Below are 25,569 nucleotides of genomic sequence, written 5' to 3' on the forward strand. Positions count from 1 at the left end.
ACCCGGTTCCTTGCCCGCGGGATTCGACGGTTGCGGCAGGCAAGAAAAAAGCCCGGCTGGAGAACCAACCGGGCTGAAAAGTTTGGGAGAGGATGCCTGAAAGGCCCGCCCGATATGCTGATCGGGTCAATATTGTGCAAGTGCGAAAAGAGACAGGATGGTTGCAAAATACGCAACTAGAGAACCTCTTCCTCAAGCAGGCTTCTGAAATTTCAATATAAACCTGTCCGTCTTGCCTCGTACCGACTCGTCGAACACGTTCTTGGACTGATCGTCATTGGTGCGCTGCAGCATATCGGATTGATCAATCAGTCGAAAACCAGCCTCCTGCATAGCGCTCACAACGGTAGCTGGCGCGATGCGATGAAGGTCGGCAGTGACTTTTCGCGTGTCTCCGGCGGGCCCGGTGTGATCAATCACAATTACCGTTCCGCCCGACTTCACTGCTGCGAAGAAGTTCGCGAGCATGAATTTCTCGTCAAGGCGCGGAAAATTGAATCGCTCGGACTCCCAGTACAAGTCATGGAATACCAGATGCGTGAAGATCGTATCAACGCTCTGGGGAGCCAGCTGCATCCCTCGCGGCTCGGTCACGATGGGCCGGATGTTGGAATGGGCCGCCATCCGCTGTTTCCACGCCGCTGCATCATGGAAACCAGTCGGGTTGATGGCATAGACCAGTCCATCCTTGCCCACGATATCGGCGATCAAGGCGGTATAATACCCACCGCCTGCCATGAAATCCGCTACTCGGTCGCCTTCGCGAATGCCTGCAAAGCGAAGTACATCCGCCGGTTGTCGGCTCTCGTCCAGAGCCCTGTCAGCCTCGGTCCTGCTTTCGCTGGCGACCGCCGCGTCCGCTTCCTGTGTTTGCGCAACCAATGGCGATCCGGTTGCCAGCCCCACCATGACTGCAATGCTCAAAATGCCCTTCATGCGTACTCCCTCCTGTCTTCTGCGTTGTAACAGCATAGGGATTGCAGGTTCTGCCGAACAAGTTCGGGTCGACCAACGGCCACCCAGCGCCGTTCGATGGGCGGATGACAGTGCGCGAGCTTGACGCTATGCCGCGATCAAATTGCATACCCATTCGATGAGGAACCGATGCAGAAGCTCTATCCCGATGCCGCGAGTGCCCTGGACGGGCTGCTTTCCGACAACCTCCTGATCGCGAGCGGAGGCTTTGGCCTGTGCGGCATCCCTGAACGCCTGCTCGATGCGATCCGCGACAGCGGTGTAAAGGGCCTTACCTTCGCCAGCAACAATGCAGGCATCGACAATGAGGGGATCGGCAAGCTTCTGCGTACCAAGCAGGTTGCCAAGATGATCAGTTCCTATGTTGGCGAGAACAAGGAATTCGAGCGGCAATTCCTGGCGGGCGAGCTCGAAGTTGAATTCTGCCCGCAGGGCACGCTTGCCGAGCGGATGCGGGCCGGCGGCGCCGGCATACCCGGCTTTTACACCAAGACGGGCGTCGGCACCCAGGTCGCCGACGGCAAGGAAGTGAAGCAATTTGATGGCGAGGACTACATCCTCGAGCGCGGTATATTCGCCGATCTTGCCATCGTGAAGGCCTGGAAGGCTGACGAGACGGGCAATGTTATCTTTCGCAAGACCGCCAGGAACTTCAACGTGCCTGCTGCCACTTGCGGCAAAACATGCGTGGTCGAGGTTGAGGAAATCGTACCGACAGGGTCGCTCGACCCAGACTGCATTCATCTGCCGGGCGTGTTCGTCCAGCGTATGATTGTCGGGGCCCCCTACGACAAACAGATCGAATTCCGCACCACCCGCGAACGCGAGACGGCATAGGCCGGTGCAAATCCGTTGAAAACCAAAGCCTCCCTTTTCTTGCTGATAGCCGCGGGCCTCTCGCTCTCGGGCTGTGTCGCTGCGCTTATCCCGGTCGCGGCAGGGGCTGGGATGATCGGTTCGACGCGCGGTGGTGAAGCCAATCGCGCGGCCGATCCCGTGTCCGTAGAACCTGGGCCTGCCATGGCCAGTAATGACGGTTCGGCCGGGCAAGAACAGACCAAAGGTGAAGCAGCAGAGCTTCTACCGACATCGCAGTTGGCGCTCGCGCAAATCGAGGGGCGGCAGGAAACAGCGGTAGCGGTCGCAACGAAACTTACAGCTCTTCCCCCGCCAACAACCGGACGGGCTACAGTATCGAAAGACGCAGCCACATATGCGGCTTTTGCGGCCTATGCCTCGGAACTCGCCGCGCGGGACCCCTTGAAGGACAAGCTGCGCGAGTCTGCTCTGCTGGCAGAGCCGGGCCTGTTGGTGGCCCGTCGTGCGCCATGCCGGTTTCTTGGCAATGCGGTAATGATTGATCTCGATCCCTCGCAAGGCTTATTTGATCCTGACCAGCTGGCATCGAAACCGGCCCTTGCCAGCGCGCTTTCACAATTGCGCGATCAGGATGTCGCCATCTTCTGGAGTTCGGGCCTGACCGCAGATCGCGCTGGCGATGTCAAGAACTGGCTGCGGACCACAGGCCTCGATCCCGTTGGCAAGGATCAAATTCTGCTGCTGCGCTATAGTGATGATCGCAAGCAAACGCGCCGCGAGGAGGCCGCCAAGGAGCGATGCCTGATCGCGATGCTAGGCGACGAGCGCAGCGATTTTGACGAATTGTTCGACTATTTGAAAAACCCCGATGCAGCGATTGGCCTTGACGCCATGCTCGGCAAGGGATGGTTCCTGGCCCCGGTCCAGAGCCGCCCCGATCCCAACGAAGGACAAAGTGAATGAGCTGGACCCGCGATGAAATGGCAGCACGCGCCGCGCAGGAATTACAGGATGGCTATTACGTCAATCTGGGAATCGGCATCCCGACCCTGGTGGCAAACCACATTCCTGACGGCATGCATGTAACCCTGCAAAGCGAGAACGGGATGCTCGGCATCGGCCCCTTTCCCTTTGATGACGAAGTCGATCCCGACCTCATCAATGCCGGCAAACAGACGATCAGCGAGCTCGACAACAGCGCCTATTTCGACAGCGCCACAAGTTTTGGCATGATCCGCGGGGGCCATATCGACCTGACCGTTTTGGGCGCGATGGAAGTCGCGGAAAACGGCGACATCGCCAACTGGATGATCCCAGGCAAGATGATCAAGGGTATGGGCGGCGCCATGGACTTGGTCGCCGGAGTGAAGAAGATCATTGTCGTGATGGATCACAATTCCAAGGCCGGTGACCCCAAATTTATCCCGCAATGCACCCTGCCGCTGACCGGTACCAATGTGGTCGATATGATCATCACCAATTTGGGCGTGTTCCACCGTGTGGACCATGACAGCCCGTTCCGGCTGATCGAATTGGCCCCTGGCGTTACAGTCGAGGAAGTGTCGGCCAAGACGACTGCGCAATTCGACGTCGCACTCGGCTGAGCGATCCCATGTGGTTCGACCAGCCCCGCAACCCGAACAGTCCGCTGGCGGGGCTCAAGGTACTGGAACTGGCTCGGGTGCTCGCCGGCCCTTTTGCGGGCCAGATCCTCGCTGATCTCGGGGCCGATGTCATTAAGGTAGAAAGCCCCGAAGGCGATGGCACCAGGCTCTGGGGCCCGCCTTGGGTCGAACGTGAGGATGGATCACGCGAGGCAGCCTATTACCACGCCTGCAATCGGGGTAAGCGTTCGATAGTCGCCGATTTCCGAAACGCCGCAGACCTTGATCGAGTCAAATCGCTGATCGCCGATGCCGATGTCGTCATCGAGAATTTCAAGACTGGCGCACTTTGCAAGTTCGCGCTCGATTTTGCCAGCCTCGCGGCCAATCACCCGCGGCTCGTCTATTGTTCCATCACCGGCTTCGGACAAGACGGGCCACGCGCCCACGAGTCAGGGTATGATTTCGTTGTCCAGGGGATGAGTGGCTTTATGTCGCTGACCGGGGAGCCGGACCGGGTGCCGGTGAAAATGGGGATTTCAATCTCGGATCTGTCGACCGGTGTCTGGTCGGCCAATGCAATCCAGGCCGCCCTACTGATGCGTGAGAGAACCGGCAAGGGCCAGCATATCGATATGGCCCTGCTCGATTGTTCCGTGGCCCTGCTGTCGAACCAGGCGACCTATCATTTCGCGACGGGCGAAAACCCGCCCAGGATGGGCAACGCCCACGCGCAAGTCGCGCCCTATGGGGTATTTGCCACCAGCGACGGCCATGTCATTCTTGCCCCCGCCAATGATCGCTTGTTCCGACGGTTGGTCGACATGCTTGGCCGTCCTGAGCTGGCAGAAGACCCTCGCTTCGTCAGCAATGCGGGCCGCGTCGAAAACGCCCAATTGCTGGACGCGGAGATTGCCGAAGCGACTGCGAAATGGCGCAAGGCAGACTTGCTGGACACCTGCCAGCGACACGGTGTTCCCGCCGGGTCAATCAACAATCTGGACGAGGTCTTTGCCGATCCGCAGGTAATCGCGCGCAAGCTCAAAGTCGACGTGGGTGCGCTTCCGGCTGTGCGGAGCCCGTTTTCCTTCTCGGATGCCGAGCTGGCACTGGATCTCCCGTCGCCAGCGCATGGCGCCGATCAAGAGCAAGGCTAAACCGCACAACGCAACAGCCCGCGATCTGTCCTGACGGGTTTTGGCGTCAGCCCAACGCGGCTTTAATGTCCTCGATCAGATCGGTCCGCTCCCACGGGAAATAATCACCCCGGGCAGTCCGCCCGAAATGCCCATAGGCCGCACTCTTGCGATAAATCGGCTTGTTCAGACCCAGATGGGTACGGATCCCGCGCGGCGTCAGGCCGCCCAGTTGGTCGATACTCTTGATGGCCTGCTCCAGCGTGTTGTCATCCACCGTGCCGGTGCCATGCGTGTCGACATAAAGCGAAAGCGGGCGCGACACACCGATCGCATAGGCCAACTGGATGGTGCAGCGCGTGGCAAGCCCAGCAGCGACGATGTTCTTGGCGAGGTAGCGCGTAATATACGCCGCCGAGCGATCGACCTTGGTCGGGTCCTTGCCACTGAATGCGCCGCCGCCATGGGGCGAAGCGCCCCCATAGGTATCAACGATAATCTTGCGGCCGGTCAGCCCGGCATCGCCATCGGGGCCACCGATTTCAAAGGTACCTGTGGGGTTGATATGCCATACGGTGTCGCCGGACAGGAAACCTTCGGGCAAAATCTCCGCCACCACGCCTTTCACATAGGCGTGCAGTTCGGCTTCCTTCTCGCCGTTATCATATCCGGCCGCATGTTGGGTGCTTACGACTACCGCAGTGCAGGCCACTGGTTTCCCGTCAACATAGCGCAGGGTTACTTGGCTCTTGCTGTCAGGTTCCAGGAACGGGGCTGCGCCCGAATGCCGATCCTTGGCGAGCCGGTGCAGGATCTTGTGGCTGTAATCAATAGTTGCGGGCATCAGGTCAGGCGTTTCGTCGCATGCAAAGCCGAACATGATGCCCTGGTCGCCTGCGCCTTCATCCTTATTGCCGCTGGCATCGACACCCTGCGCGATATGCGCGCTCTGGCCGTGCAGGTGGTTCTCGAAAGTCAGCGTTTCCCAATGGAAACCGTCTTGCGCATATCCGATATCCCTCACGGTATCGCGGACAGTCCGTTCAATTTCGGCTTCGATCCCCGGAGCCCAATTGCCATCAGTGTCCATGATGCCTTGGCCGCGAATCTCGCCGGCCAGCACAACTCTCTGGGTGGTAGTCAGGGTTTCGCAGGCCACGCGCGCTTCAGGATCTTTCGACAGGAACAGATCGACAATGGCGTCGGAAATCTGGTCTGAAACTTTGTCCGGATGGCCTTCGGAAACGCTTTCGGAAGTGAAAAGGTAGTCGCTGCGCATCGTCCCTCGCCGTCAATTCGATCCGGTGGATATAAAGATAACTTTATGTCTGCTTCGCGTGTCCTAGCCGCGCCTCCGGCGCATGGCAACCAACGACAAAGCGAGAAAAAATCCGGCCCATAAAAGGGCCAGTACGTTGCCCAGCCGGCTGAAGAGTGTCGGCTGCTTTGCTGGTGGGATGAACCCGTGCAGCGCATCCATTTTTCGTGAGCCCAGAGACGCACGGACGATGCCGTCCGCATCGATCACCCCGCTGATGCCAGTGGTGGTTGAGCGGATAACCGGCAGCCCTTCCTCTATTGCCCGCATACGTGCTTGCGCAAAGTGCTGGGGAGGCCCCCAAAGCCCGAACCAGCCATCATTGGAGGGATTAAAAATGTAATCCGGTCGCTCGTCCCGATCCGTAACCTGCCCCGAGAACACTATTTCGTAGCAAATCTGGATGCCCGCGCGGCCATACAGGCCCAGATCAAGCGTTGCCGGCCCCGGCCCTGGCCAGAAATCGATCGTACCCGCGACCAGCCGCGTTGCCCCGAGCGGCTCCAGCAACCAGCGCAAGGCTAGATACTCGCCATATGGCACCAGATGCGCTTTGCGATATCCCGCCGCAATCGTGCCATTGGTGTCGAGAGCCGTCACAACATTGTAGGCGGCCTTGGCCCTTTCGCCTTCGATTTCGAGGTCGACGGCCCCGGTCAACAGCATGCTCGTATCATCGAGGACTTGGCCAATTCGTGCGCGCGCCAACAGCGGGTCACCACCTGCGGTTGTCGCGCGATAATATCGCTCTGGATACCCTTCGCGGAGATAGTCGGGCAGGCCGGACTCTGGCCAGAAAACGACCCGCTCGGCAGATCCATCTTTGCGCGTACTCAAAGCCGAAAGCGTCAGAAATGCCGGTTCGTATTCGCGCGGATCGTTCAGTTCGCGCTGGTCGAGATCGGGCTGGACAACGGTGTAGCGCAGCGTGCCTTCCTCTCGCTCGCCGCGTGGCAGATACATACCGGCGGTTACCAGTGCAGCGATGGCAAGAGCCGGGATGAAGCGTCGCCCGGCAAACAGTGCCACCACGCTTATGCCGATCAGGATGGCAAAACCTGACAGTGCGTAGGTTCCGAACCACGGGAGTAGCATGGCCAATCCCGGCACAGCTTCATGACCCAGCAAAGTCAGACTGAAGGGGGCCCACGCATAGCCTGTAAAGACCCAACTCCGCAGCCACTCGGTGACAATCCAGAGACCGGCGAACACCAAGGCAAAGACAAGGGGACGATCTGTGGGCGCGAACCGTTGGGCACCAGCAGCAGCCAGGGCCGGATATATCGCCAGATAGAGTGCCAAGAGCGGCACCGCGAGCCAGCCGAGAAATTCTGGCATTTCCGACTGGTGCGTAAATGCCGTTGCGATCCAGTTATTGGTCAGTGTGAAATGGCTGATCCCGAACAGCCAGCCGAGCAAAAGCGCTCGGCGCCAGGTTTCCGCGCGCTGCACGACGAGTACAAACAGGCCCATCGCAAGCAGGGCAACGGGCCACAATTGCAAGGGAGGGAAACCAAGCGCTGCCAGCCCCCCTAGAAGGAAGCTGGCAGATTTTGGAAAACGAAAGAGAAACCGCTCCATCACAGAAGAACCGCGCCCTCTTCCAATGACAGAATCAGCCCACTGCGCTCAGAGTTTCACCATCATCATCGTCATCGGCCTTGCGACGACGGCGACGCGGCTTCTTCTCGGCTTCTTCATCATCACTGTCGCCAGCAATCGCCGGCGGCAGAACCGCAGCGTCGATTTCGTCCGACTCTGATTTGCGCGGCTTACGGCTGCGGCGCGGCTTCTCGCCCTCTTCGCTTTTCTCGTCAGAGCGCGTGTCGGACCGGCTGCGACGACGGGTAAAGGGGTTTTCTTCACCCTCGCCATCCGATTCATCCTGGCGCTTATCCTGACGATCATCACCGTCATTGCGGCGACCGCGTGTATTGCGACGACCACGGCGGTTATCCTCGCCATCCTCGTCTTCTTCATCATCGCCGCGGCTATGGCCACGCTCGGCATCGCGCTTGGCGCGTTGCTCGTCCTGGCGGGCCTTGTTGTCGGCGATCACACGGAAATAGTGATCAGCAAACTGCAGGTAGTATTCGGCCTGCACCCGGTCGCCATTGTGCTGGGCATCCTGCGCAAGCTTCTTGTACTTGTCGAGCAATTGCGGCGCATTGCCCCGTGCCCGGCTATCGATCCGGTTGGCGCTGTTGCCACCGCCACCCTGGTTACGATTATTGCGGCCGCGGCCACGACGGTTATTATTACGATTGTTATTCAAGGAATACTCTTCCTCATCTGCTGGCTAGCCAACGTGACTATCCAAGGTGATCCGCCACGCCTGGGCCCCTGCACAGGTCGCAGCCCTCCATCTGCATTGCTGGCAAGCGCCAAGGCGCCTACGCGTATTCGCAAATGTTGGATCCAGGCCGGTGAGAGCAACGCAATCGCCTGGCCTATGGCCAGAGTTAGCCCGTGATTCTTACTTTGCCAACCCCCAGCGCAGAATCATCGCCCTTGGGCGCCCTGCCAAATCATGCTTAAGCTCTGATTTCGCGCCATTTTCCTGTGCAATTGCGGCCACTGCCGCGGACTGTTGATAGCCGATTTCCAGCACCAGCACACCGTCAGGATTGAGCAGCTCCCTGCATTGCGGGATCAGGCGGCGATATTCGGCAAGACCATCCTCACCCGCGAACAGAGCGTTTGCAGGTTCGAATGCACGCACCGATCGATCCAGCTTGGCGCCTGTTCCGATGTAGGGCGGATTGGCTATGATTAGGTCGAACCTGCCAAGATCCTCCGCCCAGTCCGGATCAGTCCAATCGCGGCGCAAGATCCGCGCACGGTCTGCAACACCCAAGCGCGCCGCATTGGCAGCTGCTACAGGCAGAGCAGCGAAGGCGGCATCGATCCCCGCACCTGTGGTCCCGCTGCGTTCGGCGAGCAAAGTCACCAGCAATGCGCCCGAGCCTGTGCCGCAATCCAGAATCCGCGCGTCCAAAGCCATGTACCCGAGCGCAGCCTCGACGACCTGCTCGCTATCGCTGCGTGGAATCAGGACATCCGGCGAGACAATGAAGCTGCGGCCGTAGAAATCCTGTTCGCCCGTGATGTAAGCCAGCGGCTCGTACGACAGGCGGCGATCCACCAGCCCGCTATATGCCAGCGGCTCAGGGACCTGCTGGTGGCCCAGCAACATGGAGGAGCGCGTTACGCCCAGTGCATGCGCCATCAGATACTCGGCGTCCAGCCGGGCAGTATCGCTCACCTGCTCCAGACGCGCCGTCGCGGCCCGCAGAGCGGATGCGACATTATTCATTGAGGGCGGCGAGCCGCTTGGCCTCATCCTCGGCAATCAGGGCGTCGATCAGCTCGGTTAGCCCGGACCCCTCAAGAACTTCGGGCAGTTTGTGCAAGGTCAGACCAATCCGGTGATCGGTCACGCGGCCCTGCGGGAAATTGTAAGTGCGGATGCGTTCGGACCGGTCTCCGCTGCCGACCATGGCCTTGCGCGCTTCCGCTTCGGCCCCCTGTGCTTCATCGCGCTGGGTTTCGAACAACCGGGCGCGCAGAACCTTCATCGCTTGTTCGCGATTCTTGTGCTGGCTGCGCCCGTCCTGGCAGGTGACAACCGTATCGGTTGGCAGGTGGGTGATCCGGATCGCACTATCCGTCGTGTTCACGTGCTGGCCACCGGCTCCGCTTGCTCGATACGTATCGATCTTGAGGTCCGACGGGTCGATTGTGATGTCCACCTCGTCCGGCTCCGGCAGCACGGCTACGGTCGCGGCAGAGGTGTGAATACGTCCGCCACTCTCGGTCACCGGCACCCGCTGGACACGGTGCACACCGCTTTCGAACTTCAACTTGGCGAACACGCCCGTGCCGCGGATATTGGCAACCACTTCCTTGAAGCCGCCGACTTCGGAAGCGCTCATGCTGACAGGTTCGACTTTCCAGCCCTGTTCGGCGGCGAATTTCTCGTACATCCGGTAGAGGTCACCGGCAAAAAGCGCAGCCTCGTCGCCACCTGTTCCCGCGCGGATTTCCAGCATCGCAGGCTTGCTGTCGGCACTGTCTTTCGGAAGCATGGCGACCGCAAGTTGACGCTCCGCTTCGGGCAACCGGTCGCGGATCGCAGCCAGCTCTTCTTCCGCCATCGCTTTCATCTCGGGATCGGCGAGCATGTGCTCCAGACCGGCGATTTCTTCCCGTGCCGCCTTAACTTCGGCTGCGATCTTCGCCACCGGCTCCAGCTCGGCATAGTCCCGGCTGGCCTGGACGAATGCGTCTCCCTCCAACGTCCCCGAAGCCATCCGCGCTTCGATCTCCGCGAAGCGGTTGGCAATTTGATCAAGACGTTCTGCGGGGATTTGCATCAATCGAGATTCAAACTCTTGAGCTGGGCGGCAACTCGCTCGCAATCTGCACCTTCTGATCGAAAGCGCAATCGACGTTCGCCATCGCTCATCGAGAGAATAGCATGGCTGCCGACCTTGGTGGCCTTATCGTAACGCTTCTTCTTGCCGCCGCTTGCGATAAATTCTGCAGATAGCCCGGCATTCCGGATCGCGCTCACTGCTTCTTGGCCAACCTCGATCATTTCGTCGTCTTCAACGACGACAACGATATCTGCAGCGGCTTCGGGCCTGTCCCCTACCAGCATTGCCAACCGTTCGATCCCTGCCGCCCAGCCGACTGCCGGAGTGGCAGGCCCGCCGAGGCTTTCCATCAGTCCGTCATAGCGTCCGCCGCCCAGCACAGTACTCTGCGCGCCCAGTGCCTCGGCTGCTGCGCTGCCTTCGTCGGGAATGAATTCAAATGCCGTATGGCGATAATAGTCGAGCCCGCGCACCAGGCTTTCGGCGCGAATCCAATTGACGCCGGCAGCATCGAGCCCGCTTGTCACCGCTTCGAAGAAAACGCGTGCGTCCTCGCTCAGGAAATCATCGATCTTCGGTGCGTCGGCCAAGAACGGCCGGTCGCGGCGGTCCTTGCTATCGAGAATGCGGAGCGGGTTTTTCTCCAGCCGTTCCTGGCTATCTTCGCTCAGCTCGCCCTTTACTGCCGAGAAGTAGTCGATCAATGCCGCACGCCAGGCTTCGCGGCTTTCGCGATCACCGAGCGTGTTGAGGTGCAAGGTCACGCCCTCAATGCCCAGCTCCTTCAGCAGCTGGTCCGCCATGGCCAGCAATTCCACATCGGCTTGCGGTTCTGCCGCACCGATGATTTCGGCATCGATCTGGTGGAACTGGCGGTAGCGGCCTTTTTGCGGGCGCTCGTAGCGGAACAGCGGACCATGCGTAGCCAGCTTCAAGGGGGCATGCTGCTGCCAGCCATTGGTCAGATAAGCGCGCGCGATGCCGGCCGTGAATTCAGGGCGCAGCGTAAGCGAGTCCCCGCCCCGATCCTCGAACGAATACATCTCTTTCGAAACAACATCGGTCGTTTCGCCCAGTGAGCGGGCGAAGACTTCGGTTTTCTCGAACACCGGCATTTCTGCCCGCCGAAAACGATAGAGCTTGCGCACGCGCTCAAAGGTTTCGACGACAAAGGCAAAAGCTTCTGCATCGGGTCCGAAAATGTCCTGGGTGCCACGAATGGCTTTCGGCGTATTCTTGCTCATGCAGGCGCGCCTACGACCAAGGAATGGCTTTCGCAATGGCGAGCTAGCGGCTAATGGCGCGCCCATACATTCCAGGTGCGCCTTTTGGGGGAGAGGGGCATCGCAGCAAGACGAGACATATCCATGCGCATCGACAAGATCCCAACCGGCAGCAATCCACCCGTAGACCTCAACGTCATCATTGAAGTGCCGACCGGCGGCGAACCGGTAAAATACGAATTTGACAAGGAATCCGGAGCGCTATTCGTCGATCGCATCCTGCACACGCCAATGCGCTATCCGGCCAATTACGGTTTTGTACCGCACACGCTCAGCCCCGATGGCGATCCCCTGGATGCGCTGGTCATCGCGCGCAGCCCGTTCATGGCAGGCTGCGTCGTGCGTGCGCGCCCCATCGGCGTGCTGAATCTGGAAGACGAGCATGGCGGTGACGAGAAACTCATCTGCGTGCCGGTCGACACAACCTTCCCCTATTACTCCGATGTCGGTGAAACGAAGGATCTGCCTTCGATCATTTTCCAGCAGATCGAACACTTCTTCACCCACTACAAGGATCTGGAGGCCGAAAAATGGGTCCGGATCGGCAAATGGGGTGATGCTGCCGAAGCCCGGCAAGTGGTCGTCGAGGCAATCGAACGAGCGCGCGCCGCCTAACTATTCGACCGGACGCTCTGCATCGAGCAAATCGCTCGCCTCGCTGTCAGTCGCACGTTCGGCCTCGACCATCTGCGCAATGCCGTCTTCTGGCGAGACATCGTCGTCTTTATCATGTGTCTTGGCCGGGGCGGCCGGTTTGCGTTTTTCCGGGCTCGGCTTTGGCGTATCGCGCCCAATCTTTTCTCCAATATTCTCAAACGGCAGCGGCATTGTCCTGGAATCGAAGCGCAACCGGTAAATCGGCTCGGGTAGACCGAAGCCTGCATCTTCAAGGGCATCTTTGACAGCAGGGATCGCACGGCTGCGTGCCTTTTTGTAATCAGCCTCGCGTTGGTCGATCCACCCAAGGAAGCGGATCGAAATGTTTGAGTCTCCAACTTCTTCGATCACCGCTTCAGGGGGTGGGTCGTTCAAGATGAAGGGCAGGTTTTCCAGGGTCGCCTTACCGATGTCCCGGGCGGAACGCGGATCATCATCAGCATCAACACCCAGCATGAAGTCGAGCCGACGTTGCGGGTTGCGCGTATAATTGGTGATGATCGCCTTGAATACGGTCGAATTCGGGATCCGCAAATGATTGCCATCCATTGTCATCATGACCGTAGCCCGACTGGTGAGCCGAATCACACGCCCTTCAAGATCATCGATCAAAACATGGTCGTTCGCACGAAACGGTTGGCGCAAACTCAGCATGAGGGATGCGACATAGTTTTCTACCGTGTCGCGCATGGCAAAGCCCAATGCGATACCAATAACCCCGGCGCCGCCCAGCACCGCACCGAGCAAGGCACCAGCCCCGATCATGTCGAGTGCTACTACCATCCCTAGTATCACGAAAACGAAGCGGATGGCGCTGGCGATCAGGTCCGCCAGAAAGCTGTTGGGAGTTATTTTGCGCCACAACCATCCCAGGCTGGCAATCACATAGCCCAGCAGCGAAATAGCAAGGGCCACTAGCAACGCGAAACCGATCAATGGCAGGAGCTTTACCCAGCTGGCCAACTGCGTCGTAAGATCGCTGAGCGCTCCGATCCCGTCTCCTACAGTCAGGTCACGCTCGATCTGATTATCGATGGTAACCACGCCTTCAATCCTGCCAGCAATGCTCTCTGCCCTGGCGATGTCGGCTGCATCATCAACCGCGCCCTCAAGCCGGACAACTCCTTCGCTGACGCTCACGTCTAGGGCCTGAAAAGCTGGCAGCTCTGCGAAAATGCCCTCGATCCGCTCACGGATGCGTTTGTCCGCTCCTTCGTCGCGCGTATCGTCAATCGTCTGGGTGGCGGCGGGAACGGCGTCTGCTGGACTTTCGGCCGGTGTCGGCAGGAGAGCGTGGGCTGGGAAAGTGAGCGCGACAAGCGCCAGTAAAGAAAGCCAGAAACGTATCATGAAACTCCCCGCACACAGAGATGAGGAAGCGTATGCGCACGAAGAATGTTCCCGAACATGTCGGGTAGTATGGTCAATTGGTTACGGCGAAAACCGCTTTCAAAACACCGGTCAGGAGGAATGGGAGGCCGACAGCCAGGATCCAGAGGAAGATCTGATCACGACGAAACTCGCCGGCCCGCGCAGGATCATGGGCATCATCATCACTGAGGTGGATCCAGCGCCGCTCAAACGCCCGGCACGCGGGAATAATACCAGCCACAAGGATTATCAGGGCGAAATAAGGGAGGATCGAACTGACCCCTGCTTTCATAGCCTGGATGGTCACGAAAATTTGCAATGCGGTGTAAACCAGCAATGCGTAAGCGACATTGTCGCTCATCGATTTACGCCAGTCGCGTGTCGAGACAGTGTCCTGCTCTTGCGATTCGCCGTTTAGCGCCTTGTTCATATGCGCCTTTCTCCCCCAGTTCTCTCCGGCGGCGAGTATCCCAGAGAGATCGGCCTTGATCAAGTGCCGGTAACCAATCCGCAAGAATCGCAAAGGAGGAAGACATTTCCTGCTGCATCATGAAAACCATGCAGGAACCTTGCCAGTTTTGCCTCCGAGGGGTTTTCCAGCCTGAAACGCCTGCTACATAGAATGGTGTATGAGCATGCTTGAAACCAATAGCGACACGGCCACAGCCGGAGACCTGGATCGCAATGCGGCTCCGCCAATCCCGCAGGGCGGGCTTGAAGTCGTCTCTATCGCCAAGAGCTATGACAAGCGCGCGGTGCTGACCGATATCTCCTTGTCTGTCGGCAAGGGTGAAGTGCTCGGACTGCTTGGTCCCAATGGTGCGGGCAAGACGACGTGCTTCTATTCCATCATGGGTCTGGTTCGCCCGGATGCGGGCCGTATCCTCATGGATGGGGAAGACGTTACCAAACTGCCTATGTACCGGCGGGCCATACTGGGCCTGGGCTATCTGCCTCAGGAAACCAGCATTTTCCGCGGGATGACGGTAGAGCAGAATATCAATTCGGTGCTCGAAATGGTCGAGCCCGACGCTGCGACACGTGCAGCAGAGCTTGAACGTCTGCTCGATGAATTCGGGCTTATTGGCCTGCGGTCGTCACCGGCCATGGCGCTTTCGGGCGGTGAACGGCGTCGCTGCGAAATCGCCCGTGCGCTGGCCGCTAAACCTTCCATCATGCTGCTGGACGAACCATTCGCAGGCATCGATCCGTTGTCGATCAGTGACATCCGCGACTTGGTGAAAGACCTGAAGACGCGTGGCATCGGCGTTCTCATTACCGACCACAATGTCCGCGAGACACTCGAGATCGTCGACCGGGCCTGCATTATCTATGGTGGGCAGGTGCTGTTTGCCGGCACTCCGCAAGAACTCGTAGCTGACGAGAACGTCAGACGCCTCTATCTTGGCGAGAGTTTCACCCTGTAATGCTTCAGCGCAGCGGAATTTAGATCATGGCGCTGGGTCCCAGGTTAGACCTCAGACAATCCCAGTCGCTGGTGATGACGCCGCAATTGCAGCAGGCGATCAAGCTGCTCGCCCTGTCCAATCTTGAGATCGAGACCTTTATCGGCGATGCCCTTGAAGCCAATCCGCTGCTGGAAGCGGGCGAGGTTCGGCATGAGGACGGCGATGGCTCAGACACCGAGGCCTCTGCCCCGCGCGAAGAATCTGCTGCAGACCAGCTTATCGGTGAAGGCGCAGGCGAAGCGGATGCGCCGCTGGATATCAACACAAACGCTATGGACCGTGACCGCGATACCGGGGATGGCGAATGGGGTGCGGCAGGTGCCGCCTCACGGGCCGATGATTTGACACCGATCGAGGACCGCCGGTCCTCCGACACGACCCTGGCGGAACATCTGCACGAGCAAGTCGGCGCCGTCGCGTTCAATGCGAAAGAAGAATTCCTCGCCCGCAACCTTGTCGATCGGCTGGATGAGGCAGGATATCTTCGGGGCGACCTGAGGCAGATCAGCGCGGATCTGGGTGTCGCTCTCACCGAGATGGAAGATGCGCTCGAGCTGATTCATGCGTTGGAGCCGACCGGGGTCGGCGCGCGCGACCTGGCTGAGTGCCTCGCCCTGCAAGCGAAAGAGGCAAACCGATACGATCCCTGCATGCAACGGTTGATCGAGAACCTTGACCTGGTTGCGCGTGGGGAAGTCGCCCGCCTGAAACGGATGTGCGATGTCGACGACGAAGATTTTGCCGACATGCTGTCCGAATTGCGCGAATATGACCCGAAGCCCGGCCTGGCGTTTGGCGGCGGTGAAGCAGCAGCCGTGGTGCCCGATATCCTGTTGCGAAGGGATGATCAGGGGCACTGGAAAATCGCCCTTAACCAGGCGACGCTGCCTCGGCTCGTGGTCAACCGCAGCTATTTCCTCGAATTGCGCGAGGGCTGCACCGACAAGGACAGTAAAGGCTGGCTGAAAGAGAAGCTGTCCGATGCCAACTGGCTGATCAAGGCGCTCGACCAACGACAGAAGACCATCCTCGCGGTGTCTTCTGAAATCGTCAAGAAACAGGCTGGCTTCTTCCGGCAAGGCGTCAGCGAATTAAGGCCGCTGACATTGCGTGAAGTGGCTGAAGAAATCGAAATGCATGAGAGCACGGTGAGCCGGGTCACCAGCAACAAATATCTCCACTGCGATCGCGGCACATTCGAATTGAAGTACTTCTTCACCAGCGGCGTCGGCAGTGCCGATGGCGAAGGCGCGAGTTCCGAAAGTGTGAAAGCCCGCATCAAGGCTTTGACCGATGCCGAAGACCCCAAGAAGATCCTGTCAGACGACAAGTTGGTCGAATTGCTAAAGGCGGAAGGCTTCGACATTGCCCGGCGGACGGTCGCGAAATACCGCGAGGCGATGGGGATCGGAAGCTCCGTCCAGCGGCGCAGAGCGAAGAAATTGGCGGCTCTCTGACAGCCCGCGACTCGTGGAGTCAGCTGGGTTTACGCGATATTAACCTTTTCCGTTCAGACCTTTTGTGGTTAATCCAAGGCAACACCTCTGAACGAGGGGTTACCAAAGCCCGATCGGGGCAACAATTTGAGGGCAAGGGGGACTTACCCGATGCGTGTACTGCTGATCGAAGACGAGCCGACAACGGCAAAAGCCATTGAGCTGATGCTGACCACGGAAGGCTTCAATGTCTATTCGACCGACCTCGGTGAGGAAGGCCTCGATCTGGGCAAGCTGTATGATTACGATATCATCCTGCTCGACCTGAACCTGCCGGATATGCACGGCTACGATGTGCTCAAGAAGCTGCGCGTCGCCAAAGTGCAGACACCGGTCCTGATCCTTTCCGGCATTGCCGAAATGGACAGCAAGATCCGGTCGTTCGGCTTTGGCGCCGATGACTATGTGACCAAGCCTTTCCATCGCGAAGAGCTGGTGGCCCGCATTCACGCCGTAGTGCGTCGTTCGAAGGGCCACAGCCAGTCGATCATCCGCACCGGCAAGCTGGCAGTGAACCTGGATGCCAAGACTGTCGAAGTCGATGGCGCACGTGTACACCTGACCGGCAAGGAATACGCGATGCTTGAGCTGCTTTCGCTGCGCAAGGGCACGACATTGACCAAGGAAATGTTCCTGAACCACCTCTATGGCGGGATGGACGAACCGGAACTCAAGATCATCGATGTGTTCATTTGCAAGCTGCGCAAGAAGCTCAGCCACGCATGTGCCGGCGAGAATTATATCGAAACGGTCTGGGGCCGCGGATACGTCCTGCGCGACCCGGACGAGCAGTCCGAGGCTGCCTGATTTTTCGACTTACCCGAGACGGGGGGATTGCGACGGCCCGCTTCCGAAAGGGAGTGGGCCGTTTGCTATTGCTTGCGTTGCCCCGTGCCGATTTCCTGTACGTCCAAACCGCTTGGTTCCTGAAAAATCCTGAGACCGAATTCGGGCAGGATCGCGATAAGATGGTCGAAAATATCGGCCTGGATCCTCTCATACTCGGCCCAATTGGTTGTCCCGGTGAAGCAATATAGCTCGAGCGGCAGGCCTTGCGAGGTCGGGTCAAGCTGGCGCACCAAGAGTGTAAAACCCTCCGTCGCGAGGTCTGGATGGACCCGTAAATAAGCGATCATATAGGCGCGGAAGGTGCCGATATTGGTGATGCGCCGCGCATTAACGGGATTGCCTCCTCCTTCCAATTCACGCGCGTTCCATTCCTCCAACTCGCTATCTTTGCCTGCAAGGTAGTCTTTCAGCAGGCGGAAGCGTCGCAAGCGGTCGACTTCGGTGTCGGTCAGGAAGCGGACAGAGTTCTGGTCGAGTGGCAACGCGCGCTTGATCCGCCGCCCGCCCGCATCGGACATGCCGCGCCAGTTTCGGTAGGAATCTGATACCAGTCGATGGGTTGGTACATAGCCGATTGTCTTGTCGAAATTCTGCACTTTGACGGTGTGCAGCGAGATATCGACGACATCGCCATCAACATTCATGCTGGGCATTTCGATCCAGTCCCCTACCCGCAGCATGTCATTGGTGGTCAGCTGGACGCTGGCAACCAGCGACAGGATCGTGTCCTTGAAGACCAGCAGAAGTACAGCGGTAACCGCGCCAAGCCCCGACAGCAGCAGTAACGGCGATTCATCGATCAGTGCAGAAATCATGATAATTGCCGCGCCGCACAAGACGATGATTTTCACGACCTGCAGGAAGCCCTTGATCGGCCTGTTCCGCGAACGCGGCAGCCGCTCATAGAGCTCGTTGGAATATGTCACTGCCTTTACGATCGCCATCGCAATGGAGAGAACGATCAGCGCCTGGGTGACATTCGCAATCACCGTGACGATCGAACCTGGCAGGTTCGGAACGACATTGATTCCATTGGAAATGATCAGCAACGGCGCGACGGTTGCCAGCCAAGCGGCAGACTTATCGATCGTAAGCGAGTCGCGATCAAGATAGGGCGCAGCCAATCGCAGGATGACATGTTTGAGCAGGTAGTTGAGCGCAACCGCTGCCCCGATCAATAGTGTCAGGCTTAGCGCGGTCTGTGCCCAAGCGGGTTGCGCGGCAAATAAATTGGTGAGTTCAGACATAGCCCGAGCGGTACAGCCGATCACACCATTGGCTCAACCCCGCATTGGCATCCCGGCTTCCGGTCTGGACAAGGACGCGATGCTGCGCCAAGCGCCGCGTCATGAGCGCTTACAAAGAAGGTGACCCGACAACCCTCAACCGGTTGTATGGCCGCAGCATCGGCAAGCCGTTGCGCGCGCATCAGCAGGATTTAGTCGATAACCTCCTCCCCCAGATCGCAGTGCCGGAGGAAGGGCCAGTCGACGCGGAGCGCCTGTTCGGCGAGGATTGCCCGCTTCATTTTGAAATCGGTTTCGGCGGCGGCGAACATCTCACCTATCGGGCCGACCTGCTGCCGAACCACGGCTTTATCGGGGCCGAACCCTACATCAACGGCGTGGCTTCCTGCCTTACCCAGATCGAAGAACAGCGGCTCGCCAATATCCGTCTTCACGATGGCGATGCGCTGGAAGTGCTGAACCGCGTCCCGGACGGCGGTTTGACCATGCTCTATCTGCTGCACCCTGATCCCTGGCCCAAGAACAAGCATGCCAAACGCCGCATGATGAACGATGGCCCGGTGAAGATGTTCGCCGACAAGCTGAAACCGGGTGGCGAGTTCCGGTTCGGCACCGATCATCCTGTTTATCTGCGCCACGCCTTGATGGTCATGCGACGCCACACTGATGCGTTCGAATTGGTCGCCGAGGGCCCAGAAAGCTGGCAGAACCGCCCTAGTGGCTGGCCCCAGACACGCTATGAGCACAAGGCCCGCACGGTTTTCGGTCACGAAGTCTGGTACTTCCGCTTCCGGCGCAAGGCTGGCCCGAGCCCACAAGCGAATGTCTAAGGTCTACCTTTGGATCGGCGGAATTTTCGCGCCCGTCGGTTTGCTATTCGTATCATTTGCCGCTGCATTCCTGGTCAGCGATCGTGAATTCGTGTCGTCGGCCGTAGCCGGGACAGGCACGGTCATTGCAGTGTCGGGCGGGCGCGCCCCGGGCGGCGGCTATGCACGTGGGCCGATTGTCGAATTCTATTCCGAAGACGGCGTACGTCACCAATTCTCGAGCAACACCTCCAGCAATCCGCCATCTTTTAGGCGCGGAGAAACTGTCAAAGTGCTCTATGATCCTGTAGAACCGTCACGCGCGGTAATAGATACGTTTCTGCATCGTTACCTTATGCCAGCCATTTTCGGCGGGATCGGGTCTGTGCTTGCCGCGGTCGGAATCGGAATGCTGCTGGCCTATTGGCGCCGTAAGAAAGTCATCTCCAACCTTCTCGTCGCCGGAGTTCCGATCAAAGCCCGATTTACACACTGCTTCCTCGATACAAGCACCAAGATAAACGGTCGCAGCCCCTACAAGGTGCTGGCACAAGGAACGAACCCCTTCACTGGCCAGTTGGAAAGCTATGAGAGCGAAGCAATCTGGCTTGATCTCACAGCGGAGCTGAGCGGAAGCGACGTTCCTGTCTTGATCAATCCCAACAAGCCAAGGCAGCATTTTGTCGATCTGCGGGAATGGGTCGGCCCGGATATGCGGGCCTGATCCAGCCGCGCAACCGGTTACCCTACGACCCCTGCAGCGGCCAGCACCGCCAAAGTCAGCACATCGGGCGCAATGGCAGTCATCGGCGCAATCTGGACCGGCTTCTCCATCCCGATCAGCATCGGGCCGATCGTGGCATTGCCCGCCAATTCGCGCAGGAGCTTGGCCGAGAGGTTGGCTGACTGCAGCCCTGGCATCACCAACACATTGGCAGGACCAGAGAGGCGGCTGAAAGGATAGAGCTCCATCACTTTCGGATTGAGCGCGGCATCGGGCGCCATTTCGCCTTCATATTCAAAGCCGACTTCCTCTTCATCGAGGATCGCAACAGCATCGCGAATATTGCCCAGCCACTGGCCCGAGGGATTGCCGAAGGTGGAATAACTGAGGAATGCCACGCGCGGCTCGTGGCCCATACGCCGAGCCACAGCCGCAGTTTCCTTGGCGATATGGGCCAGCAATTGCGCGGTCGGACGTTCATTAATGGTCGTGTCGGCGAGAAAGGTTGTGTGGTTCTTGCCGATCATCATGTGGATACCGAAGGGCACGGCACCCGGCTTGGGATCGAGCACACGGTTCACTTCGCGCGCGGTCTGGCTGAATGTCCGGGTCAAACCCGAAATCATCGCGTCACCATGGCCGAGGGCAACCAGCAATGCTGCAAAGACGTTGCGTTCCTGGTTCACCATGCGGCGCACATCACGCTCGGTATAACCTTTGCGCTTCAGCCGATCATAGAGATACTCGACCATGCCCGGGACATGCTCGCAATCCGCCGAGTTCTGGATTTCGAAACTGCCCGGATCGGAGACGCCCAGCATGTGCAGCCGGTCGACCACATTCTTGGTCCGGCCCACCAGAATCGGTGTGCCATAGCCAAAGTCGCGATACTGGATGGCCGCCCGCAATACGACATCCTCTTCCGCCTCGGCAAAGACCATCCGTTTGGGATTGGCCTTGCATTCCTCGTATACGCGGGTGAGCGCGGAAGTGGTCGGGTTGAGCCGCGCCTTGAGCGACAGGCGGTATTCTTCGAAATCCTCGATCGCGTCCTGAGCGACGCCTGTATCCATTGCGGCCTTGGCCACGGCAGATGATACGACTTCCATCAGACGGGGATCGAAAGGCGCAGGGATGATGTAGTCCGTACCGAACTTGTGATTCATGCCATAGGCTGCTGCGACTTCATCCGGCACGCGTTCGCGGGCCAGATCGGCAATTGCCTTGGCCGCAGCCATTTTCATCTCTTCATTGATCGTGGTGGCCCGGACATCGAGCGCCCCGCGGAAAATGAACGGGAAACCGAGGACATTGTTGACCTGATTCGGGAAGTCACTGCGCCCTGTGGCGATAATGGCATCGGGTCGGACCTTCTTGGCCTCGTCAGGCATGATTTCGGGGGTCGGATTGGCCATGGCGAAGATAATCGGCTGGTCCGCCATCTTCTCCACCCATTCCGGCTTGAGCGCCCCGGCTGCCGATAGGCCGAGGAAAATGTCGGCCCCTTCCAGCGCTGCTTCGAGATCGCGCGCCTCGGTCGGGACGGCATGTGCACTCTTCCACTGGTCGACGTTTTCGCGTCCGGGATAAATCGGGCCGGAGCGATCACATACGATCACGTTCTCATGCGGTATGCCGAGCGACTTGATCAAGGCGGTGCAAGCGAGCGCCGATGCTCCGGCACCATTGACCACCATCTTGCAGTCTTTGAGATCGCGCCCGGTCAGGTGGCAGGCATTGATCAGCCCTGCCGCAGCAATAATGGCGGTGCCATGCTGGTCATCATGCATGACCGGAATATTCATCCGTTCACGCAAGGCTTGTTCAATAATGAAGCATCCCGGCGCAGCGATATCTTCCAGATTGATGCCGCCAAAACTTGGCTCCATCAGGGCAACCGCCTCGATGAACTTGTCGGGATCTTCAGTATCCAGTTCGATGTCGATGGAATCGACGTCGGCGAAGCGTTTGAACAGGACTGCCTTGCCTTCCATCACCGGCTTGGACGCAAGCGCGCCGAGGTTGCCCAACCCCAGGATGGCTGTTCCGTTCGAAATGACGGCGACAAGGTTCGATCGCGCGGTATACTTTGCCGCCAGAGCAGGATTCTCGGCAATCGCTTCGACCGGGGCGGCAACACCAGGCGAATAGGCCAGGCTAAGATCGCGCTGCGTGGCCATCGGCTTACTGGCGATGATCTCGATCTTACCAGGACGGATCGTCTCGTGGTAAAACAGTGCCTCGCGCGTTGTAAAACCGGCTTGTTTTTCGTCAGCCACTTATGGCTCTCCTGTCGTTTGCCCGCCCGATACCCAATGCAGCGCAGCAGCGATAGGGGGAAAGCTGCCTAGGCCCGCTTCCCGAATCGAGCGAGAGGCCGCTACGGCATCGTGTATGGCGGGAAAAACGACCCCGATGATGGAGCAATATCTGGCGTTGAAGGCCGAGGCCGAAGGCTGCTTGTTGTTCTACCGCATGGGCGATTTCTTCGAATTGTTCTTTGAAGACGCCAAGATTGCTTCGCAAATCCTCGACATTGCATTGACCGCAAGGGGCAAGGATTCCGGCGAACCCGTACCCATGTGCGGCGTTCCGGTCCATGCCGCCGAGGGCTATCTGGCGCGTCTGATCAAGGCCGGGCAACGAGTCGCAATTGCGGACCAGGTCGAAACTCCAGACGAGGCCAAGCAGCGAGCAAAGAGGGAAGGCAAGCCGACCTCCAAAGTGCTCGTCCAGCGCGATATCGTGCGGTTCGTAACGGCTGGCACGCTGACGGAAGAAGCCCTGCTGGAACCTCGGCGCGCCAACATCCTGACCGCAGTGTGCGAAGTCCGCAATCTGGTCGGCATCGCGCATTGCGACATTTCGACCGGGCGGATGGAGCTTGAAGAATGCAGCCTCGAAGCGGCTTCATCTGTTTTGGCGCGGCTTGGCGCAAGCGAGGTTGTCGCTCCGGAAAACTGGGCGGGTGCACCAGACGGCAGCATTGACCGGCCGCAGAGCGAATTTGCCAGCAACGAGGGAGAGAGGCGGCTCAAGGCGATCCACGAGGTGGCCACCCTAGACGGTTTCGGTGATTTCAGCCGCGCCATGCTCGCCGCCGCTGGAGGGCTGCTGGCTTATCTCGATCACGCCGGTCGCGGAAACCTTCCGCTGCTCCTGCCACCGATCGTCGCCGCGGGGGCCACCCGTCTCGCCATGGATGCCGCGACACGCACCAGCCTGGAGGTTCTGGCAAGCCAGCAAGGCGGCCGTGATGGCAGCCTGATTGCCGCGATTGATCGCTGTGTCACAGGTGCCGGTGCCCGTCAGTTGGCAGAGGACTTATCTGCTCCACTCACCGATCAGAGCTCGGTCGAAGAGCGACTTTCGCTGGTCCAGTTCTTCCATTCCGATCCGTTGCTGCGAGCGGACCTGCGCGAGGTCATGCGGGCGGTGCCCGATATCGCGCGCGGGCTCGGGCGGATTGTGGCCGGACGCGGAAGCCCGCGCGATCTGGGCCAGATCCGTGATGGCCTGTCAGAAGGAAGGCGCATCCGTGATCACCTGGCCGGCAAGGAAGACCGCCCAAATCTGCTGGAGGAATTGCTACCGCACCTTGGCGGCCATGGCGCTTTGGTTGATCATCTGGAATGGGCACTGGTGTCGGCACCGCCGACCGAGCGAAGCCAGGGTGGCTTTATTGCCGAGGGATTCGATGCGGCACTGGATGAACTGCGTCAGGTCTCTGGCAATGCACGGCGGGCCATTGCCGCGCTGGAGACCCGTTATCGGGGCGACACCGGGATCGATCGGCTCAAGATCAAACATAACGGTGTGCTCGGATATTTCGTCGAAGTACCGGCAAAGCACGCGGATGCCCTGATGGCGCCTGACAGCGGTTTTACCCACCGCCAGACCATGGCTGGCGCGGTGCGGTTCAATTCGCTCCAGCTGCACGAAGAAGCCAGCCGCATCAGCGAAGCTGGAGGTCGGGCGGTCGCCGCAGAGGAGGCTCATTTCGAAGAACTGGTCGAAACGATCACGCAGCAGCGCCAGGCAATAGCGACGACCGCAGCAGCGCTAGCCCGGATCGACGTCGCAGCAGGTCAGGCCGAACGCGCTGCGGAAGGGCGCTGGGTTCGCCCGGACATTTCCAAAGATCGCACCCTGCACATTACCGGCGGCCGCCACCCGGTTGTCGAAGCATCGCTCGGAGTGACGGGGGACCGGTTCGTCCCCAATGATTGCACCTTGGAAGATACGGACCGCCTGTGGTTGATCGGCGGTCCCAATATGGGCGGCAAATCTACATTTTTGCGACAGAACGCGCTGATTGTCCTGCTCGCTCAGGCTGGCGGATTTGTCCCGGCGACTGCAGCCAGAATCGGCTTGGTCGACCGCCTGTTTAGCCGGGTCGGCGCATCGGACAATCTCGCCAGGGGGCGCTCAACCTTCATGGTCGAGATGGTCGAAACGGCCGCCATCCTTGCACAGGCAACCGAGCAGAGCTTTGTCATCCTCGACGAAGTAGGCCGTGGCACTTCAACTTATGATGGCTTGGCACTTGCGTGGGCAGTGGTCGAAGCGGTCCATGAAAACAATCGCTGCCGGTGCCTGTTTGCCACCCACTACCACGAGCTGGCGCGGCTGGCGGAGACTTGCGATTCTCTGTCACTCCATCACGTCCGGGCACGCGAATGGAAGAGCGAGTTGGTGTTGCTGCACGAGCTGGCAGAAGGTCCTGCTGACCAGAGCTACGGCCTCGCTGTGGCCAAGCTGGCGGGCGTGCCGCCGGGCGTCGTAATGCGCGCCAAGTCAGTCCTCGAACGGTTGGAGAAAGGCCGGGCAGAAACCGGCGGGCTGGCGGCTGGTCTGGGAGACCTGCCTCTCTTCGCCGCTGCTCAGGACACGGGCAATGAAGACGAGATCGACATCCTGCGCGAAAGACTGAAGGCCATCGATGTTGACGCGCTCGCCCCTCGGGAAGCGCTTGAGCTCTTGTATGAATTGAAAGCCGCCGCAGACGACACGCATCCTTAACCCCGACCTGCCATGCTGCCATGCATGAAGGGTTACATGTTCCAGAATCGTTTCGGGGCGCTATTCTTCGTCGGCATCACGGTGCTCGGCGCAGCTGCGCTGGTGGGAACCGAAGAAAACGGTGGCACAATCAGCGACGCGAAAGCCAAGATCGAAGAGCAACGGACAGAATTCCTCGACGAGGCCGACAAAGTCTCGAGTAGCTCCGCAAGTGTGGGTTCCACCGCACCTGGTTCGAATATGCAGGTGGAAATCGAATTCACCCCTGATGCAGATCTGGTCCAGGATCCCGCGGGTATCAACCCTGCGCCGATCATGCCGGACCCCTTTGCGGCTGAGATCGTTTCTGTAGAACCGGCACAGAACCAACAAGGATCGGACCTTCCGTCAAGATAACGCGTTGGGCACTCG

Annotated in this window: 23 protein-coding genes; 12 read left to right on the forward strand and 11 right to left on the reverse strand. The window is 59.2% G+C overall.

The genetic code is table 11. From position 1 onward, the window contains the following. Positions 1–192: 192 nt before the first annotated feature. Positions 193–936 (reverse strand): class I SAM-dependent methyltransferase, encoded by a 744-nt coding sequence (locus ABD653_RS08155; protein ID WP_160778218.1) that lies wholly within the window; start codon positions 934–936, stop codon positions 193–195. Between the two features lie 168 nt (positions 937–1,104). Here ABD653_RS08155 and ABD653_RS08160 point away from each other — a divergent pair, with 168 nt between their 5' ends. The 4 genes from ABD653_RS08160 to ABD653_RS08175 all read left to right on the forward strand — a co-directional run bounded on the left by ABD653_RS08160 (position 1,105) and on the right by ABD653_RS08175 (position 4,555). After that, complete coding sequence (locus tag ABD653_RS08160; RefSeq protein WP_160778219.1) at positions 1,105–1,812, forward strand: CoA transferase subunit A; 708 nt, start codon at positions 1,105–1,107, stop codon at positions 1,810–1,812. Positions 1,813–1,923: 111 nt separating this feature from the next. Continuing rightward, complete coding sequence (locus ABD653_RS08165) at positions 1,924–2,757, forward strand: HAD family hydrolase (protein WP_160778220.1); 834 nt, start codon at positions 1,924–1,926, stop codon at positions 2,755–2,757. Then, positions 2,754–3,398, forward strand: coding sequence for a CoA transferase subunit B (locus ABD653_RS08170; protein ID WP_160778221.1), 645 nt, complete (start codon positions 2,754–2,756; stop codon positions 3,396–3,398). Before ABD653_RS08165 ends, ABD653_RS08170 begins: the two co-directional genes overlap by 4 nt. Before the next feature lie 8 nt (positions 3,399–3,406). Beyond that, the gene (locus tag ABD653_RS08175) at positions 3,407–4,555 is read left to right on the forward strand and encodes a CaiB/BaiF CoA transferase family protein (protein WP_160778222.1); all 1,149 of its coding nucleotides are present in this window, start codon (positions 3,407–3,409) and stop codon (positions 4,553–4,555) included. A gap of 46 nt (positions 4,556–4,601) precedes the next feature. Here ABD653_RS08175 and metK read toward each other — a convergent pair whose 3' ends face one another. The 6 genes from metK to hisS all read right to left on the reverse strand — a co-directional run bounded on the left by metK (position 4,602) and on the right by hisS (position 11,475). Further along, positions 4,602–5,813, reverse strand: a complete 1,212-nt coding sequence (metK, locus tag ABD653_RS08180) for a methionine adenosyltransferase (protein WP_160778223.1) — start codon at positions 5,811–5,813, stop codon at positions 4,602–4,604. A gap of 63 nt (positions 5,814–5,876) precedes the next feature. After that, entirely contained in the window at positions 5,877–7,433 is a 1,557-nt protein-coding gene (gene lnt / locus ABD653_RS08185) for an apolipoprotein N-acyltransferase (RefSeq protein ID WP_160778224.1), read from the reverse strand. 34 nt (positions 7,434–7,467) lie between these two features. After that, the gene (locus ABD653_RS08190; protein ID WP_160778225.1) at positions 7,468–8,127 is read right to left on the reverse strand and encodes a DUF4167 domain-containing protein; all 660 of its coding nucleotides are present in this window, start codon (positions 8,125–8,127) and stop codon (positions 7,468–7,470) included. Positions 8,128–8,328: 201 nt separating this feature from the next. Continuing rightward, the gene (prmC, locus tag ABD653_RS08195) at positions 8,329–9,168 is read right to left on the reverse strand and encodes a peptide chain release factor N(5)-glutamine methyltransferase (protein ID WP_160778226.1); all 840 of its coding nucleotides are present in this window, start codon (positions 9,166–9,168) and stop codon (positions 8,329–8,331) included. Continuing rightward, complete coding sequence (gene prfA, locus ABD653_RS08200) at positions 9,161–10,228, reverse strand: peptide chain release factor 1 (RefSeq protein WP_160778227.1); 1,068 nt, start codon at positions 10,226–10,228, stop codon at positions 9,161–9,163. Before prfA ends, prmC begins: the two co-directional genes overlap by 8 nt. Continuing rightward, positions 10,228–11,475 (reverse strand): histidine--tRNA ligase, encoded by a 1,248-nt coding sequence (gene hisS / locus ABD653_RS08205; protein WP_160778228.1) that lies wholly within the window; start codon positions 11,473–11,475, stop codon positions 10,228–10,230. Before hisS ends, prfA begins: the two co-directional genes overlap by 1 nt. Before the next feature lie 123 nt (positions 11,476–11,598). Between hisS and ppa the strand changes: the two genes are divergently transcribed. After that, positions 11,599–12,129 carry an inorganic diphosphatase gene (ppa, locus tag ABD653_RS08210; protein WP_160778229.1) on the forward strand — a complete coding sequence of 177 codons (531 nt, stop codon included), beginning with the start codon at positions 11,599–11,601 and terminating at the stop codon, positions 12,127–12,129. Here ppa and ABD653_RS08215 read toward each other — a convergent pair whose 3' ends face one another. Together ABD653_RS08215 and ABD653_RS08220 are read right to left on the reverse strand one after the other, a co-directional pair. Next, positions 12,130–13,521: a mechanosensitive ion channel family protein gene (locus ABD653_RS08215; protein ID WP_160778230.1), complete on the reverse strand. Its 1,392-nt coding sequence runs from the start codon at positions 13,519–13,521 to the stop codon at positions 12,130–12,132. It lies immediately after the preceding gene. Positions 13,522–13,594: 73 nt separating this feature from the next. Next, on the reverse strand, positions 13,595–14,035 hold the full coding sequence (locus ABD653_RS08220) for a hypothetical protein (RefSeq protein ID WP_344705324.1): 441 nt from the start codon (positions 14,033–14,035) through the stop codon (positions 13,595–13,597). A gap of 136 nt (positions 14,036–14,171) precedes the next feature. Between ABD653_RS08220 and lptB the strand changes: the two genes are divergently transcribed. From lptB to ctrA, 3 genes are all read left to right on the forward strand, one after another. Continuing rightward, positions 14,172–14,969 (forward strand): LPS export ABC transporter ATP-binding protein, encoded by a 798-nt coding sequence (lptB, locus tag ABD653_RS08225; RefSeq protein ID WP_199801075.1) that lies wholly within the window; start codon positions 14,172–14,174, stop codon positions 14,967–14,969. Between the two features lie 26 nt (positions 14,970–14,995). Further along, a complete protein-coding gene (rpoN, locus tag ABD653_RS08230) occupies positions 14,996–16,468 on the forward strand; it encodes an RNA polymerase factor sigma-54 (RefSeq protein ID WP_160778232.1) in 1,473 nt (490 codons plus the stop codon). A 150-nt stretch (positions 16,469–16,618) separates the two neighbouring features. Then, positions 16,619–17,314, forward strand: coding sequence for a response regulator transcription factor CtrA (gene ctrA / locus ABD653_RS08235; protein WP_160778233.1), 696 nt, complete (start codon positions 16,619–16,621; stop codon positions 17,312–17,314). Positions 17,315–17,379: 65 nt separating this feature from the next. Here the strand turns inward: ctrA and ABD653_RS08240 are convergent, their stop codons facing one another. After that, positions 17,380–18,603 carry a mechanosensitive ion channel family protein gene (locus tag ABD653_RS08240; protein WP_160778234.1) on the reverse strand — a complete coding sequence of 408 codons (1,224 nt, stop codon included), beginning with the start codon at positions 18,601–18,603 and terminating at the stop codon, positions 17,380–17,382. 101 nt (positions 18,604–18,704) lie between these two features. Between ABD653_RS08240 and trmB the strand changes: the two genes are divergently transcribed. Both trmB and ABD653_RS08250 read left to right on the forward strand, forming a co-directional pair. Next, on the forward strand, positions 18,705–19,433 hold the full coding sequence (gene trmB / locus ABD653_RS08245) for a tRNA (guanine(46)-N(7))-methyltransferase TrmB (RefSeq protein WP_160778235.1): 729 nt from the start codon (positions 18,705–18,707) through the stop codon (positions 19,431–19,433). Continuing rightward, on the forward strand, positions 19,426–20,136 hold the full coding sequence (locus tag ABD653_RS08250) for a DUF3592 domain-containing protein (RefSeq protein WP_160778236.1): 711 nt from the start codon (positions 19,426–19,428) through the stop codon (positions 20,134–20,136). Before trmB ends, ABD653_RS08250 begins: the two co-directional genes overlap by 8 nt. 17 nt (positions 20,137–20,153) lie before the next feature. Here the strand turns inward: ABD653_RS08250 and ABD653_RS08255 are convergent, their stop codons facing one another. Further along, a complete protein-coding gene (locus ABD653_RS08255; protein ID WP_160778237.1) occupies positions 20,154–22,415 on the reverse strand; it encodes an NADP-dependent malic enzyme in 2,262 nt (753 codons plus the stop codon). Between the two features lie 115 nt (positions 22,416–22,530). Between ABD653_RS08255 and mutS the strand changes: the two genes are divergently transcribed. Beyond that, entirely contained in the window at positions 22,531–25,158 is a 2,628-nt protein-coding gene (mutS, locus tag ABD653_RS08260; protein ID WP_160778238.1) for a DNA mismatch repair protein MutS, read from the forward strand. Between the two features lie 36 nt (positions 25,159–25,194). Then, positions 25,195–25,554, forward strand: a complete 360-nt coding sequence (locus ABD653_RS08265) for a hypothetical protein (protein WP_160778239.1) — start codon at positions 25,195–25,197, stop codon at positions 25,552–25,554. The last annotated feature ends 15 nt before the right edge of the window (positions 25,555–25,569 follow it).

Source organism: Parerythrobacter jejuensis (assembly GCF_039536765.1).
In the GTDB taxonomy this organism is placed as follows: domain Bacteria; phylum Pseudomonadota; class Alphaproteobacteria; order Sphingomonadales; family Sphingomonadaceae; genus Parerythrobacter; species Parerythrobacter jejuensis.